The following is a 15,146-nucleotide window of genomic DNA, read 5'->3' on the forward strand; positions in this document are numbered from 1 at the left end:
TTTTCTCGCGCCAGACGGGTGCTTGTTCTGTGCGCTCGCGCTTCCAGCCGCTATAGTTCCCATCATACAAATGCATGGCGATGGGCGATGGCGGGACGCAGGACGACGGGCCGCGGCCGGGGAACCGGCGGCAGGACAGGTGGAACCGAGATGGAGGATGCCGGGCTCGCCGCCGGGCTCCTGCCTTTTCCGGCGACTCCGGTCCCGGACGCCGGTGCCGTCGCAAGCGTGCGGAGCGCCGAAGACGCGGAACGGGCGGCCACCGACAGCGGCGGCGGCGGTGAGGATCCCGGCGAGGATCCCCATTATGTCGACCACCGCGAGCGGCTCCGCCGCCGCTTCCTCGACCGCGGCGCCGATGCGCTGGAGGATTACGAGCTGCTGGAGATGGTGCTGTTCGCCGCCAGCCCGCGGCGCGACGTGAAGCCGCTCGCCAAGCTGCTGATCCGGACCTTCGGCGATTTGTGGGGGGTGGTCAACGCGCCGCCGGAACGGCTGCGCGGCCTGAAGGCGGAAGGGGTGTCGCTCGGCACCGACAATGCCGTCGCCACCGTGCGCATCGTCGGGGCGGCGGCGTTGCGCGCCCTGCAGCAGCGGGTGATCGACCGGCCGGTGCTGGCCTCCTGGCAGGCGCTGCTCGACTATTGCTCCGCCGCGATGGCGCACGAGCCGACCGAGCAGTTCCGCCTGCTGTTCCTCGACCGCAAGAACACCCTGATCGCCGACGAGGTGCAGCAGCGCGGCACCATCGACCACACCCCGGTCTACCCGCGCGAGGTGGTGAAGCGGGCGCTGGAACTGTCGGCCGCCGCGGTGATCCTGGTCCACAACCACCCGTCCGGCGATCCCACCCCCAGCCGCGCCGACATCGAGATGACCAAGGAGATCGTGCGCGCAGCCAACGCCGTCGGCCTGATCGTCCATGACCATCTGGTGATCGGCAAGGGCGGCCGGCACACCAGCTTCAAGTCGCAGCGCCTGCTGTGACGGACAGGCGCCAGCCCCTGCGGCCCACGCAGCGGCGCCATGCTCCGCCACTTTGCAATTGCGAATCGGACACCATTTTGTTGACGTGAGGCTGCCCCCGCGGAAAGAACCCCCGACTCCATGTCCTCCCCGCCCCTGTCCATGAAGCGCCGCGGCCTGCTGATCGGTTGCGGCGCCCTGGTGCTGATGTCCGGCCGCGCCCTTGCCGCCCCGGCCGCCCCGCGCCGCATCAGCCTCAGGAACCAGCATACGGGCGAGACCTTCGACGGTCCCTACCGCGACGCCTCCGGCCCGCTGCCCGACGCGATGGCCGACCTCGCCAAGCTGCTGCGCGACCACCGTGCCAACAAGGTCGGCCCGATCGATGTCGGCACGCTCGATTTCCTGGCCGACATCATGGAGGCGGTCGGGCAGCCGAAGGCCACCATCCTGTCCGCCTTCCGCACGCCGGAGACCAACGCCATGCTGGCCGCCCGCAGCCTGGGCGTGGCCGAGCACAGCCAGCATCTGCTGGGCCGCGCGCTCGACGTGACCTTCCCGTCGCGCCTGCCCGACGCCCACCGCAGCGCGCTGGACCTCAAGCGCGGCGGGGTCGGCTGGTATCCGCGCTCGCATTTCCTGCACATCGACACCGGCCCGCTGCGCAATTGGGAGATGTTCGGCCAGAATTTGGACGGGCTGTTCGCCCCCGGCGTCAGGGGCGCCCGTCCGCGCACCGTGTCCCAGCGCCTGCAGCTGCATCGCGCGCTGGCCCGCCGCCAGATGCTGGGACGGCGCTGAGCGCATCGCTCTCCTGCCCTTCGGAAGAGTGGCGCTTTCCCGCCGGCCGGTGTATCGATGCCGTCATGACCGACCGCATCGTCCTCCCCGCCACGCCTGTGGCCACGACGTATTATCCGCCGCTCACATAGCGCGGCGTCGATCGGTCATACCCGAAACCATGCCGTCGCAAGTCCGGCGGCCATGGTCCTCTTCGCACAGAGACAGTCTCCGGACGGCCCGGCCCTTCCGCAAGAGACGTCACCATGCCCACCCGTTCCAGCGCCGCCGAGTTCCTCCGCATCCTGCGCGAGCGCGGTTTCCTCCACCAATGCAGCGACCCGGCCGGCGACCTGTCGGGCCTTGCCGCCGCCGCGCCCGGCGGCACACTGACCGCCTATGTCGGCTTCGACGCCACGGCGGGCAGCCTGCATGTCGGGCATCTGCTGTCGATCATGGCCCTGCGCTGGCTGCAACGCACCGGCAACCGCCCCATCGTGCTGATCGGCGGCGGAACCACCCGGATCGGCGACCCCAGCTTCCGCGACACCAGCCGCCCGATGCTGGACGATGCGCGGATCGCCGCCAACGCCGCCGGGCTGCGCGGCGTCTTCGGCCAGTACCTGACCTTCGGGGACGGCCCGGCCGACGCCGTCATGGTCGACAATGCCGACTGGCTGGACGGGCTGGATTACGTGCCCTTCCTGCGCGACGTCGGCCGCCATTTCACCATCAACCGCATGCTGAGCTTCGAGTCGGTGCGCCAGCGGATGGAGCGCGAACAGCCGCTGACCTTCCTGGAGTTCAACTACATGATCCTCCAGGCCTATGATTTCCTTGAGCTGGCGCGGCGCCACGGCTGCCTGCTGCAGATGGGCGGATCGGACCAGTGGGGCAACATCGTCAACGGGATCGAGTTGGCCCGCCGGGCGGAGCGGCGGGAGCTGTTCGGCCTGACCACGCCGCTGCTGGCCACCGCGTCGGGCACCAAGATGGGCAAGACCGCGGGCGGCGCGGTGTGGCTGAACGCCGATGCGCGCAGCCCCTTCGACTTCTGGCAGTTCTGGCGCAACACCGAGGATGCCGATGTCGGCCGTTTCCTGCGCCTGTTCACCGAATTGCCGCTGGACGAGATCGCCCGGCTGGAGCGCCTGCAAGGGGCCGAGATCAACGAGGCGAAGATCCTGCTGGCGACCGAGGCGACCCGCCTGTGCCACGGCGGCGCCGAGGCCGAACGGGCAGCGGCAGCGGCCGGCGCCCCTCTGGCGGCCGGCGGCGACGGCCTGCCGGAGATCACCCTGCAGCGCGGAGCCGGAACGGCCGGGGTGCCGTTGGTCGATGCGCTGGTGGCGTCCGGCCTGTCCGCCTCGAAGGGCGCCGCCCGCCGCCTGATCCGCGAGGGCGGCGCCCGGCTGGACGGCGAGTCGGTGACCGACGAGGCGGCGGTGCTCACCGGCCCCGCCGTGCTGTCGGCCGGCCGCAAGCGCCATGTCCGCCTGATCCTGGCGCCCTGACAGTGGGGGGGAGGTGGCGTCAGCCTTCGAGCTGGCGCCACATCTCCAAATCGCGCTCGGCGGTCCAGATGCGGGGGTCGGGGTATTGCGTCGCCTCGTCATAGGCGCGGGTGACGTTGAAGGGCATGCAATGGTCGAAGATCACCCAATGGCCGAACTTCGGCTTCAGCGCGGCATAGGTGTCCTTGTAGATCGCCCGCAGATCCTTGCCCTCGGCAACCCCCTGCTTGACCAACTCGAACAGGTCGCTGGTGAAGGCGCGGGTGCCGCGCAGCCCCTCCTGCACCTGATCCCTGCTGGTCAGGGCGGCGCCGCGGCCGGGCACCAGCTTTTCCGGCTCAAGCGCCGCCAGCGCGTCGAGCGTCGCAGGCCAATTGGTGAAATAGGCGTCGCCGCAATAGGGGGTGGCGCCATATTCCACCAGATCGCCGGAGAACAGGATCTTCTGCTGCGGCAGCCACACCACGGTATCGCCCTTGCTATGGCCACGGCCGAGTTGCAGCAACTGCACCTCCAGCGAGCCCAGCCACATCGTCATGTGGCCGCGGAAGGTGATGGTCGGCCAGGTGAGGCCGGGCACCGATTCGACGGCGCGGAACAGGCGGGGGAAACGGCCGATCTCGCTCGCCATGTCGGCCTCGCCGCGCTCGACGATCAGGTCGCGGGTGTCCTCGCTGGCGATGATCTGCTCCGGCGCATAGCCCGAGGCGCCGAGCACGCGCACCGCATGATAGTGCGACAGCACGACATGGCGGATCGGCTTGTCGGTGACCTCGCGGATGCGGCGGATGACGTCCTGCGCCATCACCGGCGTCGCCTGGGTGTCGATCACCATCACCGCGTCGTCGCCGATGACGATGCCGGTGTTGGGATCGCCCTCCGCCGTATAGGCATAGGCGTTGTCCGACAGCCGGTCGAAGCTGACGGTCTTTTCCTCCAGGTCGGCATGCGAGGCGAAATTCTTGGACATCGGCTGGCTCCCAGGCGCGGACGCGTCCCCGAGATCAGGGGGCGCCGCTAAGATTGATCGGTTGGGCCAACCATATCGTTTCACCTGAAACCATGCAACGCGTTTGCGGCCCCGCGGCGGATCGCCGGAAAGAGCAGACCCTACGCCTTCATCCGCTTGATCGTGTTGGTCGTGCTCTGGCCCTGCACCAGTTCGGCCAGCACCACCTTGCCGCCATAGCCCTGGACGAAATCGGCACCGACCACGGTCGCGATGGTGTAGTCCGCCCCCTTGACCAGCACGTCGGGGCGCAGCGCGCGGATCAGCATCTCCGGCGTGTCCTCGTCGAAGATCACCACCAGATCGACGCAGCCCAGCGACGCCAGCACGGTGGCGCGCGCCGTCTCGTTCTGCACCGGCCGGCTGTCGCCCTTCAGGCGCTTCACCGACTGGTCGCTGTTCAGCCCGACCACCAGCACGTCGCAGGCGGCCCGCGCCTGCTTCAGCAGCGAGATATGGCCGGGATGCAGCAGGTCGAAGCAGCCGTTGGTGAAGCCGACGCGCTTGCCGCGCAGCCGCCAGCGCTCCGCCCGTTCCGCCGCGGCGTCGCGGGTCAGCACCTTTTCCTCGCCGTGGCGCCATTGCTGCTCGTGCAGGCCGGACAGCAGCTCGGCCGAGCGGACGACCGCGGTGCCGACCTTGCCGACGACGATGCCGGCGGCGAGATTGGCCAGCCGGGCGGCATCGACCAGATCGATCCCGACCGACAGCGCCGCGGTCAGCGTCGCGACCACCGTGTCGCCGGCGCCCGACACGTCGAACACCTCGCGCGCCTCGGCCGGCAGATGCACCGCGCCGTCGGCGGTCACCACCGACATGCCCTGCTCGCTGCGGGTGGCGACGACGGCGCCGATGCCGCAGCCGTCGATCAGCTGGCGGGCGGCGGCGACAACCTCCTCGTCCGAGCGGGCCGGCAGGCCGGTGGCCTCCATCAGCTCCTTGCGGTTGGGCGTGACGATGTTGGCGCCGCGGTAGCGGCGGTAGTCGCGGCCCTTCGGGTCCACCACCACCGTCCGCCCCGCCGCCCGCGCCGCGGCGATCACCGCCACCACCAGCCCGTCGGTCAGCACGCCCTTGCCGTAGTCGGACAGGATGACCCCACCGACCTCCGGCAGGACGCTGCGCACCCGGTCCAGCACGCCGTCGGCTACGGTGATCGGCACCACCGTCTCGATGTCGGTGCGCAGCAGCTGCTGCTGTCCGGCAATGAAGCGGGTCTTGACCGTGGTCTGGCGCCCGTCCTCCATCACGATGGCGCCGTCGCCGACGCCCTCGCGCCGCAGCAGCGCCAGCAGGTCTGTGCCCACCCCGTCGCGTCCCACCACCGACACGAAGCGGCAATCCGCCTCCAGCGCCACGAGGTTGGCCGCGACGTTGCCGGCGCCGCCCAGCTTGGGCAGCTCGCGCTCGATGCGCAGGACGGGGATCGGCGCCTCCGGCGACACACGGTCCACCGAACCATAGACGAAACGGTCGAGCATCACGTCGCCAAGGCACAGCACTTTGGCGCGCGACAGGGTGTCGATGTGACGGGCAAGGTCGCTCATGGCGTTTGTCTTACCAACCCGCAAGCGGTAACGCCAGTGGACAAAGATGGCGCGGCGACGCAGCGTGGCGTCCCGGCAACGGGCCGTCAGGAAAAGGCGGGAACGTCGCGGCGCAGGTCGCCCGACCCGCTGGTGAAGGTCAGGGTGATGACCCCGTTCAGCTCGTCCGCGGACGCATCGCCGACCGGCGCCGGGCCGACCGGCGTAGTCCCGACCGGCAGGCCGGCCCCGGCCAGCGCCCGCTCGAACGCCCCGACCCGGTCGCCGGGCAGCGCGAAACGGATGGTCGCCATGACGTCGGAGAACAGCGTGTGATCGACGATCCAGCCGCCGCCGGCCGTCAGCGCATCGGCGACCGCGGTCAGCGCCGCATTGCGGTCCATCGCCACCGCCGCCTCGTATCTCAGGAACGCCCGCATCGCCGCATCTCCGTCCGCTGCCCCTCCGCACCGCGGAAAGCAGGCATAGTGTAGAAGACGGGCTTGTCCCCGCCTAAGCTTTTCCAGCCGGCGCGAAAGCGCCCCCACCCCTGCCCCATGCGGACCGCCATGCCCCGCCCCGCCATCGCCGCCAGCCTGTCGGCCAAGCTGCTGATGCTCACCATCCTGTTCGTCCTGCTGGCGGAGGTGCTGATCTACACCCCCTCCATCGCGCGCTTCCGCATGAGCTACCTGGAGGAGCGGCTGGCCGCCGCCCACATCGCCGCCCTGTCGGTGGAGGCCGCCCCCGACCTGATGGTGACGAAGGAGCTTCAGGCCAAGCTGCTGGCCTATACCGGCGCCCATGTCATCGACCTGATCCAGCCGGGGGCGCGGGTCTACATGCTGTCCCGGCCGATGCCGCCGGTGGCCGACGCGGTGTACGACCTGCGCAACACCGGCATGGGCATGCAGATCGTCGATGCCGGCCACGCGCTGTCGCTTGCCCTGCGCGCGGCCTTCGGCAGCCAACGCGACCGCGTGATCCGGGTGATCGACCGCTCGCCCAACGACCCGGCCCAGCGCGTCGAGGTGACGATGGACGAGCGGCCGCTGATCGAGGCGATGCTCGATTTCTCCCGCCGGATCCTGGCGGTGTCGATCGCCATCTCGCTGATCGCCGCGGTCCTGGTCTATGTCACGCTGCATTGGCTGCTGGTTCGGCCGATGCGGCGGCTGACCGCCGGGGTCGTCGCCTTCCGCCGCGATCCCGACGGCGCCCCGCCGCTGCGGCCCGGCGGCCGTGCCGACGAGATCGGCGTGGCCGAGCGCGAGTTGGCCGCCATGCAGGGCACAGTCCGCACGGCGCTGCGCCAGCGCGAAAGGCTTGCCGCGCTAGGCACCGCGGTCGCCAAGATCAACCACGACCTGCGCGGCATCCTGTCCACCGCGTCGCTGCTGTCGGAGCGGCTGAGCGAGAGCGCCGACCCGGAGGTGCGGCGGGTGACGCCCCGGCTGGTCGCCTCGCTCGACCGTGCGGTGGAGCTGTGCAGCCAGACCCTGTCCTTCACCCGCGACGGCACGCTGCCGCTGTCCCCCGCCCCCGCCGACCTGCGCGCCCTGGTGGACGAGGTGGGCGCGGAGGTGCTGGCCACCGTCCGTCCCGACGGCGACCGGGTCGCGGCGGACTGGGTCAACGACATCCCGGCCGGCATTCGGGCGACGGTGGATGCCGCCCAGCTCGGCCGGGCGCTGGTCAATCTCGGCCGCAACGCCGTGCAGGCGGGCGCCGGCCGGGTGCGGATCGCGCTGCAGGCCGAACCGGGGACCAGTTCCGCCACCGGATTGGGCACCGGATTGGGCGGCCGGCTGACCCTGACCGTCGCCGACGACGGCCCCGGCCTGGCGCCGCGGGCGCGCGAGAACCTGTTCCAGCCCTTCGCCGGATCGGCCCGTGCCGGCGGGATCGGCCTCGGCCTCGCCATCGCGCGGGAGGTGGTGCGCGCCCATGGCGGCGAACTGCGGCTGGTGGAGAGCGGGGCGGCCGGGACGGTCTTCGCGCTTGACATACCGCAAGGAAAGCCCGGTTCCGGCCATGTAGATGTTGCAGGGCACAAGTCGTTTGTGTCGCATTGATTCCGCGGGCGCCGTCCCGCAGAATTCCTTCAACTCGGAAGCGTTCGCGGTGCGCCCGGCGGGGCGGGAGGCGGGCGCTTCGCCTCTGCCCTCTCCCCGCTCTGAAAGGACTCCGGGACGTGAAAGCCTTCTCCTACTGGATCAACTCCATCCTCGCCGGCATCATGGCTTTCGTCGGACTGCTCGCCTCCTCGCGCGCGGCGGACGATGCCTTCGCGGTCGGCGGCCTGATCGTCTTTCTCGGTTGCGTGCTCTTCATCTTCTCGGCCATCGGCCGGCATTTCGACCGTTTGGGCTCGGCCCACTGACCATCCCCTGACAGGCGAACGGTAACGCGACGGCCGGGCGGATCCGCCCGGGGCACGGCCCCATGGAAAGCGGGTGCCGTATGACATGCACAACGACATGCCCATCGACGTGGGATCCCAACGCCCTCGCGATGATTGACGCCTTGCGCCGCCGGCCGGTCATCGACCTGACGGCGGCACTTCCCCCCTCCCTGACGCCAACCAACATCGTCGATCTCGGCTGTGGTTCCGGACAATTGTCGCGGATGCTGGCGGCGCATTGGCCGCAGGCCGACGTGCTGGCGGTCGACAATTCACCGGCGATGCTGCGCTGGGCGGCGGAAACGCCGTCGCGCGTGCGCTATCTCCAGGCCGACCTTGCCGGCTGGCGGCCGCACTGGCCGGCCGATCTGGTGATCTCCGCCGGCGGGCTGCACCGCGTGGCCGACCATGACCGCCTGTTCCCCGAGTTGCTTCAGTCGCTGGCCGCCGGCGGCGTCCTTGCCATCGCCATGCCCCGGCCGCAGGACCAGCCCGCCCATCGCCTGCTGCTGGAAACCGCGGCCGGCGGCCCCTGGGCCGACCGGCTGGCCGGGGCCCTGACCGCGATGCCGCGACATGCCGCTCAGGATTATTACGACTGGCTCGCTCCGCAGGCGGCGTCCGTCGAGCTGTGGGAGACCGGGTATTTCCACGCGGTGGACAGCGATGTTCCCCTGCTGCAATGGCTGCATCAGGCGGCGCTGGCCCCGGTGATGGACCGGCTGTCCGGGCCGGATCTCGACGGCTTCCTGACCGCCTACCGCCGCCGGCTGGAGGGTGCCTACCCCCAGCACTCCAGCGGCAGCATGCTGATCCCGACCGGCTGGCTGTTCATCGTGGCCCAGGCCCGCAACACGGCGGCGATCCGTCAAACCCCGTCGATGTAGGTCAGCAGCGGCTGCCAGTCGCCGCGGTGCTCGGCGGCGCGCTTGCCCGGCATGTCGAACAGGCTGAGGCCGGTCGCCGCCGCGTCGGCATAGATCTGGCTGTCGCGCAGGCGGGTCACCACCTGATGCCCGATGCCGCCCAGGAAGACGTCGAGCCGGTCGGCCGCCTTGGTGCGGGCGCGCATGCGGTTGCCGACCACCGCAACCATGGTCTTCTTCCTGGCGATTCGCTTCAGCTCGTCCAGCTTGGACAGGAAGCGCTGGGTCGCCTGCTCGTCGAAGGCGCCGGGCAGCACCGGCAGCACGACGACATCGGCCATCTTGACCAGATCCTCGATCTGCTTGGTCTTCAGCGCGGCGGGGGCGTCGATCACCAGCCGCTTGGTGCCGCGCGGCGTGTCGGTGAAATCCTTCCCCCAGTCCAGCCCGACCAGCACCGGCGCCTTGTCCGGCCGGCGTTCCAGCCAGCCGAGCGAGGAGCGCTGACGGTCGACGTCGGCCAGCACGGTGGGCAGCCCCGCCGCGGCGGAGGCAGCTGCGAGATGGGTGGCGACGGTCGTCTTGCCGCAGCCGCCCTTGATGTTGGCGACGAGGATCGTGAGCATGTCTCGCGGACTCTACACCGCAGGGTCCGGCTTCGACCAGAAATGCTTGGTGTCGATGAAATCATGCCACAGGGCGACCAGCGCCGCTTCGGTGTCGGCCACCCCGCGGGCGTGCCAGCCGATCACGATGCCGGCGGCGCGCGGCTCGCCGGGAGCCGACCGGCTGCCGTCGTCATGCAGCTCGTGCAGCAGCCGTGTCGCCGTCGCCACGTCGTTCAGATGGCCCAGCGCGTCCTGGAAGGCGGCGAGCTGCTGGATATAGCGGCGCACCGGCTTGTCGTCATACAGGCTGCGGAAGAACTCGACCGCATAGCGCAGCTTCTTCAGCGCGATGCGCAACTGGTGGCGCTGGGCCACCGGCAGATGGGCGAAGCCGTGCCCGGCCCGCTTGGCCTTCCTGTGGCGCTTGTTCAACAGATGGTCGGCCAGCCCGATCACCGGCTGGAACAGCCGCACCGATTCCTCGCTGACCGGCTGGTCGCGCCAGCCGCGCTTCTCCACCCAGCCGCCGACGCCCAGCAGGAAGGCGGTGTAGCGGTCCGAGCGGATCGCCTCGCGCACGCCCTCATAGGCCCGCAGGCGCTTGGCCTCGGCGGCGGCGGCCAGCGTGTCGAGATCCTCGACCGCCGAGCGGCCATGCCCATCGGCGCGGTGGAAGGCGTCGCGCACCGGAGCCAGCAGCTCCTCGCCGAACACATCCCAGTCGCGCGCCGGCCCCAGGCTGCCGGCCAGCCATTTGATCTCGCCGACCAGCCAGAGGTATTGCACGGTCGGGATGAAGGGCCGGAACAGCGCGGTGGCCGAGCGCAGCCGGCGCAGGGCGACGCGCATCTGGTGGACGCCCTCCGGATCCTCGCCGGCCAGCGTCACCGCCTCGTTGGCGATCATGTGAGCGAGGCAGGCGCGCACGATGCGGGCGACCGCCCCTTCCACCGTGGTCTCGGGGTCGAGCAGCAGCTTCTCCGCCTTCACCGCCTTGTCGGCCTCGCCGTTGGCCAGCGCATGGCCGCGCTCCGCCTTGCTGCGCATCTCCAGCCGCAGCGGGGCGGCCTTGGCGAGATCCTGCGCCAGCTCGTAGAGGGCGGCGGGCGTGCCCTCCTTCAGCTCCAGCTCGACCTCGCACAGCTCGCGCGACCGACCGTCGGGCAGCATGATGCTGCCGCGGTCGAAGGCGATCTCGATGCGGGCGGCCCCGTCCCCCTCGCCCAGCGTCACGTCCTGGGTCGTGCGCTCGACGATGGAGGTGAAGACCGGCTGCAACTCCGACTCGCCGAGCGGACCCAGCAGGTCGATGGCCGCCTCGTCGGCGATCAGCGTCAGGTCGGGGGTGGCGGAGGTGACCGCGCATTCCCACTCGCCGCGCCCGATCCCGTCCTCGTCCGGGGCCGACTTGACCGTCTGGACAAAGCCGTCGCCGGTCTTGCGCACCCGCAGCGTCACCTTGCGCGCGGCGAGCCGGCGGTCCTCGGTGTCGTAATAGGTGCTTTCCAGGGTTCGCGTCGCCGCCGGGCCTGCCGCCCGGTCTGCGATGGCGGGAGCGGCGCGCAGCCTGTCGAAATCCTCCGGCTGCGCAGCCAGCTTCAATTCCGTCTCGCGGTTGATGTCCGCCTCAGCCATCGCCTGCGCTTCAACCCCCGTTTTGCGGCCCATCGGCCTACAGTTGGGTGTTTGCACAGGCCATGCACAGGGTCAAGTTACGGAAATGTTGCAGAAGCCTGTGGTTGCGGCGATGTCGGGCGCTGCATCCGCCCTTCCGTTCAAGGGGTTGCAGGGTCATTATGCCCCATTTCGCCCCACCCCTGGGCCGTTGCAAAGCGGGCAGGGCTGTGATTGGGTTCCGCCGAATAGACTCTGGGGCCGCATCCATCGCGGGACGGCCATAAATGCGGCCATAAAGACGGCCATACATACGGGAAGTGCGACGATGACCGATTTCAACACGATCGACGACCTCGAGGTGAGCGGCAAGACGGTGCTGGTGCGCGCCGACCTGAATGTTCCGATGCAGGACGGCAAGGTGTCCGACACCACCCGCATCGACCGCCTCGCCCCCACCCTGACGGAGCTGTCGTCCAAGGGCGCCAAGGTCGTGGTCCTGTCGCATTTCGGCCGGCCGAAGAACGGCCCGGACGCCAAGAACTCGCTGCGCAACGTGCTGGACGCGCTCAGCGCCGCCGTCGGCCAGAAGGTTGCCTTCGCCGAGGATTGCGTCGGCGACAAGGCGAAGGAGGCCATCGCCAAGGTGCATGAGGGCGCCATCGTCCTCCTGGAGAACACCCGCTTCCACGCCGAGGAGGAGAAGAACGACCAGGATTTCGCCAGGCAGATGGCCGAGCTGGGCGACCTCTACGTCAACGACGCCTTCTCCGCCGCGCACCGCGCCCATGCCTCGACCGAGGGCGTCGCCCGCCTGCTGCCGAACGCCGCCGGCCGCCTGATGGAAGCCGAGCTGAAGGCGCTGACGCTCGCGCTGGAGAAGCCGGAGCGTCCGGTGGCCGCCGTCGTCGGCGGCGCCAAGATCTCGACCAAACTGGAACTGCTCGGCAACATGGTCCGCAAGGTGGATCTGCTGGTGCTGGGCGGCGGCATGGCCAACACCTTCCTGTTCGCGAAGGGCACCGACGTCGGCGCCTCGCTGTGCGAGAAGGAGATGGCCGACCAGGCCCGCGCCATCATGGCGACCGCCGAGGAGTCGAACTGCGAGATCCTGCTGCCGAAGGATTTCGTCGTCGCCAAGGAGTTCAAGGCCGGCGCCGCCAACCGCGTGGTCGCCTTCGACGCCATCGGCGCGGACGAGATGGCGCTCGACGTCGGCCCGGCAACGGTGGAGTACCTGGGCGTGAAGCTGCAGGGCGCCAAGACCATCGTGTGGAACGGCCCGCTCGGCGCCTTCGAGATCCAGCCCTTCGACGCCGGCACCAACGCGGTTGCCGGTCTGGTCGCCGCCCGCACCGAGGCCGGCGGCCTGCTGTCGGTGGCCGGCGGCGGCGACACCGTGGCGGCGATGGCCCATGCCGGGGTCGAGGACAAGTTCACCTACGTCTCGGCGGCCGGCGGCGCCTTCCTGGAATGGCTGGAAGGCAAGGAACTGCCGGGCGTCGCGGCGCTGAAGAAGTAAGCGGCTCCAAGGGACCGCACAGCGAAAGGCTCCGGGCTCATGCCCGGAGCCTTTTTCATATCGGAACGGAGAGGCGATGCCAGGCCGTACGCCTGCTGAGCCGCTTTATAGGCAATTATATCGCCGGCCATAAATTATGGAGCGCGCCATAATTGCCCATAATCCGCTCAGCGGCTGTCACCTGACCGTCACGATATCGAAACCCCCGCGCTCGAATAGGCTTGCATCCCGCCGCTCGGATCGCCATAACAGCGCCGGGAGGCTGGCGTCGGACGAGTCCCTCGCCAACCCGGTCAGGTCCGGAAGGAAGCAGCCGCAACGAGTTACGGCTCGGGTCGTTCGTCCAGTCTCCCACCCTCCTCTCACATTGCCAGAACGAAACAGACGGCGACAGCGCGGCGCCGGGACGCTATCCTGCGGCCCGAACGAACCCCTTCCCTCCCGTCGTTTCGACAGGCCAGCCGCGTGACCGATACCACCGCCGACAGCACCGCCCTTTCCGCCCCCGCCCCGGCTCCCGCCACCGGGCTGGCCTACCGGGTGCTCGCGCGCAAATACCGGCCGAAGACCTTCGACGAGCTGATCGGCCAGGACGCGCTGGTCCGCACCCTGAGCAACGCCATCCAGTCCGGCCGCATCGCCCAGGCCTTCATGCTGACCGGGGTGCGCGGCGTCGGCAAGACCACCACCGCCCGCATCATCGCCCGCGCGCTGAACTGCACCGGCCCCGACGGCACCGGCGGGCCGACGGTCAGCCCCTGCGGCGTCTGCGACAATTGCCGCGCCATCGCCGAGGACCGGCATGTCGACGTGATGGAGATGGACGCCGCCAGCCACACCGGCGTCGACGACATCCGCGAGATCATCGACGGCGTGCGCTATTCTCCCGTCTCGGCCCGCTACAAGCTCTACATCATCGACGAGGTCCACATGCTGTCCAAGAGCGCGTTCAACGCGCTCCTGAAGACGCTGGAGGAACCGCCGAGCCATGTGAAGTTCGTCTTCGCCACCACCGAGATCCGCAAGGTGCCGGTGACGGTGCTGTCGCGCTGCCAGCGTTTCGACCTGCGCCGCGTCGACGCCCAGGTGCTGAAGGAGCATTTCACCCGCATCACCGCGCTGGAAGGGGCGGAGATCGAGGGGGACGCCGCCGCCCTGGTGGCGCGCGCCGCCGACGGGTCGGTGCGCGACGGGCTGTCGCTGCTGGATCAGGCCATCGCGCTCGCCGCCGGCACCGTCACCGCGCAGCAGGTGCGCGACATGCTTGGGCTGGCCGACCGCACCCGCGTGATCGACCTGTTCGAGTCCGCCGTCTCCGCCCGCCCCGCCGAGGCGATGGACATCCTGTCAGACCTGCACCGGGTCGGCGCCGACCCGGTGGTGATCCTGCAGGACCTGCTCGATCTCGTCCACAACCTGACCCGGCTGAAGGTGGTGCCCGACAGCGCCAACGACCCGTCCCTGCCGGAGGCCGAGCGCACGCGCGGAGCGGCGCTGTCGGGCAAGCTCGGCATGCCGGCGCTGACCCGCGCGTGGCAGCTGCTGCTGAAGGGGCTGGGCGAGGTGCAGGCGGCGCCGGTGCCCCAGCAGGCGCTGGAGATGGTGATCGTCCGCCTGTCCTATGCCGCCGACCTGCCGACCCCGGGCGAGCTGATCCGCCAGTTCCAGGCCCAGCAGGCGAATGGCGGCGGGGCGAATGGCGGCGCGCCGATGGGCCGCGGCCAAGGCGGTGGTCCAGGCGGCGGCCCGGTCGCGGTCGCCACCCATGCGGTCGCGCGCTCCAACGGCTCAGCCCAGCCGCAGGCCGTCATGGCGGCGGCGCCCGCCCCGGCCGCCATCGCGGCGGGCGAGGAGCTGTCGCCGATGCCGCCGGATTTCCGCAACCTTGTGCAGCTGTTCTCCGACCGGCGCGAGGGCGCGCTTTACGGCTATCTGATGGAGACGGTCCAGCTGGTGCGGATGGAGCCGGGCCGGCTCGAACTCAAGCTGCGCCCGGCCGCGCCGCCGACCCTGCCGGCCAAGGTCGGACAGTTCCTGACCGAATGGACCGGCCAGCGCTGGATCGTCGCCCTGTCCGACGGGCAGGCCCAGCCGACGCTGGCCGAGCAGGAGAAGGCCGAGAAGCGCCGCGCCTGGTCGGAGGCGGAAGCCAACCCGGTGGTCCGCGCGGTGATCGAGGCCTTCGCCGGCGCGAAGATCGTCGAGGTCCGCGATCTGGCCGAAGTCGCCGCGGCGGAGAGTGCAGCGGTTGCGGATGACGGCGAGACACCCGATTTCATTGTTCAGCAGCAGGACGACGGGGTCTATTACCCCCTCGACGACGAAGGAGAGTACTGA

The 15,146-nt window shown here is 70.0% G+C and carries 13 protein-coding genes and 1 other RNA gene; 9 read left to right on the forward strand and 5 right to left on the reverse strand.

The genetic code is table 11. From position 1 onward, the window contains the following. Window positions 1–87: 87 nt before the first annotated feature. From radC to tyrS, 3 genes are all read left to right on the forward strand, one after another. Window positions 88–987: a RadC family protein gene (gene radC / locus AL072_RS01955; protein ID WP_052709976.1), complete on the forward strand. Its 900-nt coding sequence runs from the start codon at window positions 88–90 to the stop codon at window positions 985–987. Between the two features lie 120 nt (window positions 988–1,107). Beyond that, window positions 1,108–1,767, forward strand: a complete 660-nt coding sequence (locus tag AL072_RS01960) for a YcbK family protein (protein WP_052709975.1) — start codon at window positions 1,108–1,110, stop codon at window positions 1,765–1,767. A 245-nt stretch (window positions 1,768–2,012) separates the two neighbouring features. After that, the gene (tyrS, locus tag AL072_RS01965) at window positions 2,013–3,260 is read left to right on the forward strand and encodes a tyrosine--tRNA ligase (RefSeq protein WP_045581737.1); all 1,248 of its coding nucleotides are present in this window, start codon (window positions 2,013–2,015) and stop codon (window positions 3,258–3,260) included. A 19-nt stretch (window positions 3,261–3,279) separates the two neighbouring features. Here the strand turns inward: tyrS and AL072_RS01970 are convergent, their stop codons facing one another. The 3 genes from AL072_RS01970 to AL072_RS01980 all read right to left on the reverse strand — a co-directional run bounded on the left by AL072_RS01970 (window position 3,280) and on the right by AL072_RS01980 (window position 6,235). Beyond that, window positions 3,280–4,230 (reverse strand): MBL fold metallo-hydrolase, encoded by a 951-nt coding sequence (locus tag AL072_RS01970; protein WP_045581736.1) that lies wholly within the window; start codon window positions 4,228–4,230, stop codon window positions 3,280–3,282. A 140-nt stretch (window positions 4,231–4,370) separates the two neighbouring features. Continuing rightward, window positions 4,371–5,816: a D-glycero-beta-D-manno-heptose-7-phosphate kinase gene (gene rfaE1 / locus AL072_RS01975; protein ID WP_045581735.1), complete on the reverse strand. Its 1,446-nt coding sequence runs from the start codon at window positions 5,814–5,816 to the stop codon at window positions 4,371–4,373. An 86-nt stretch (window positions 5,817–5,902) separates the two neighbouring features. Next, complete coding sequence (locus tag AL072_RS01980) at window positions 5,903–6,235, reverse strand: hypothetical protein (RefSeq protein WP_045581734.1); 333 nt, start codon at window positions 6,233–6,235, stop codon at window positions 5,903–5,905. A 129-nt stretch (window positions 6,236–6,364) separates the two neighbouring features. Between AL072_RS01980 and AL072_RS01985 the strand changes: the two genes are divergently transcribed. The 3 genes from AL072_RS01985 (at window position 6,365) to AL072_RS01995 (ending at window position 9,086) form a co-directional block, all read left to right on the forward strand. After that, a complete protein-coding gene (locus tag AL072_RS01985) occupies window positions 6,365–7,870 on the forward strand; it encodes a sensor histidine kinase (protein WP_045582589.1) in 1,506 nt (501 codons plus the stop codon). 119 nt (window positions 7,871–7,989) lie between these two features. Continuing rightward, window positions 7,990–8,178: a hypothetical protein gene (locus AL072_RS01990; protein ID WP_045581733.1), complete on the forward strand. Its 189-nt coding sequence runs from the start codon at window positions 7,990–7,992 to the stop codon at window positions 8,176–8,178. A 131-nt stretch (window positions 8,179–8,309) separates the two neighbouring features. Next, window positions 8,310–9,086: a methyltransferase domain-containing protein gene (locus AL072_RS01995; protein ID WP_045581732.1), complete on the forward strand. Its 777-nt coding sequence runs from the start codon at window positions 8,310–8,312 to the stop codon at window positions 9,084–9,086. On the opposite strand, the gene AL072_RS02000 is transcribed toward AL072_RS01995, so the two are convergent. Both AL072_RS02000 and AL072_RS02005 read right to left on the reverse strand, forming a co-directional pair. Next, a complete protein-coding gene (locus tag AL072_RS02000; RefSeq protein ID WP_045581731.1) occupies window positions 9,068–9,691 on the reverse strand; it encodes a ParA family protein in 624 nt (207 codons plus the stop codon). The two genes, AL072_RS01995 and AL072_RS02000, sit on opposite strands and share 19 nt — an antisense overlap. A 12-nt stretch (window positions 9,692–9,703) precedes the next feature. Further along, window positions 9,704–11,308: a CYTH and CHAD domain-containing protein gene (locus AL072_RS02005; protein ID WP_045581730.1), complete on the reverse strand. Its 1,605-nt coding sequence runs from the start codon at window positions 11,306–11,308 to the stop codon at window positions 9,704–9,706. 307 nt (window positions 11,309–11,615) lie between these two features. Between AL072_RS02005 and AL072_RS02010 the strand changes: the two genes are divergently transcribed. The 3 genes from AL072_RS02010 (at window position 11,616) to AL072_RS02020 (ending at window position 15,146) form a co-directional block, all read left to right on the forward strand. Beyond that, a complete protein-coding gene (locus AL072_RS02010; protein WP_045581729.1) occupies window positions 11,616–12,809 on the forward strand; it encodes a phosphoglycerate kinase in 1,194 nt (397 codons plus the stop codon). 257 nt (window positions 12,810–13,066) lie between these two features. Continuing rightward, window positions 13,067–13,164, forward strand: an RNA gene (gene ffs / locus AL072_RS02015) — signal recognition particle sRNA small type. A gap of 110 nt (window positions 13,165–13,274) precedes the next feature. Beyond that, window positions 13,275–15,146 (forward strand): DNA polymerase III subunit gamma/tau, encoded by a 1,872-nt coding sequence (locus AL072_RS02020; protein ID WP_045581728.1) that lies wholly within the window; start codon window positions 13,275–13,277, stop codon window positions 15,144–15,146.

The organism is Azospirillum thiophilum, assembly GCF_001305595.1.
GTDB classification, from domain to species: Bacteria; Pseudomonadota; Alphaproteobacteria; order Azospirillales; family Azospirillaceae; genus Azospirillum; species Azospirillum thiophilum.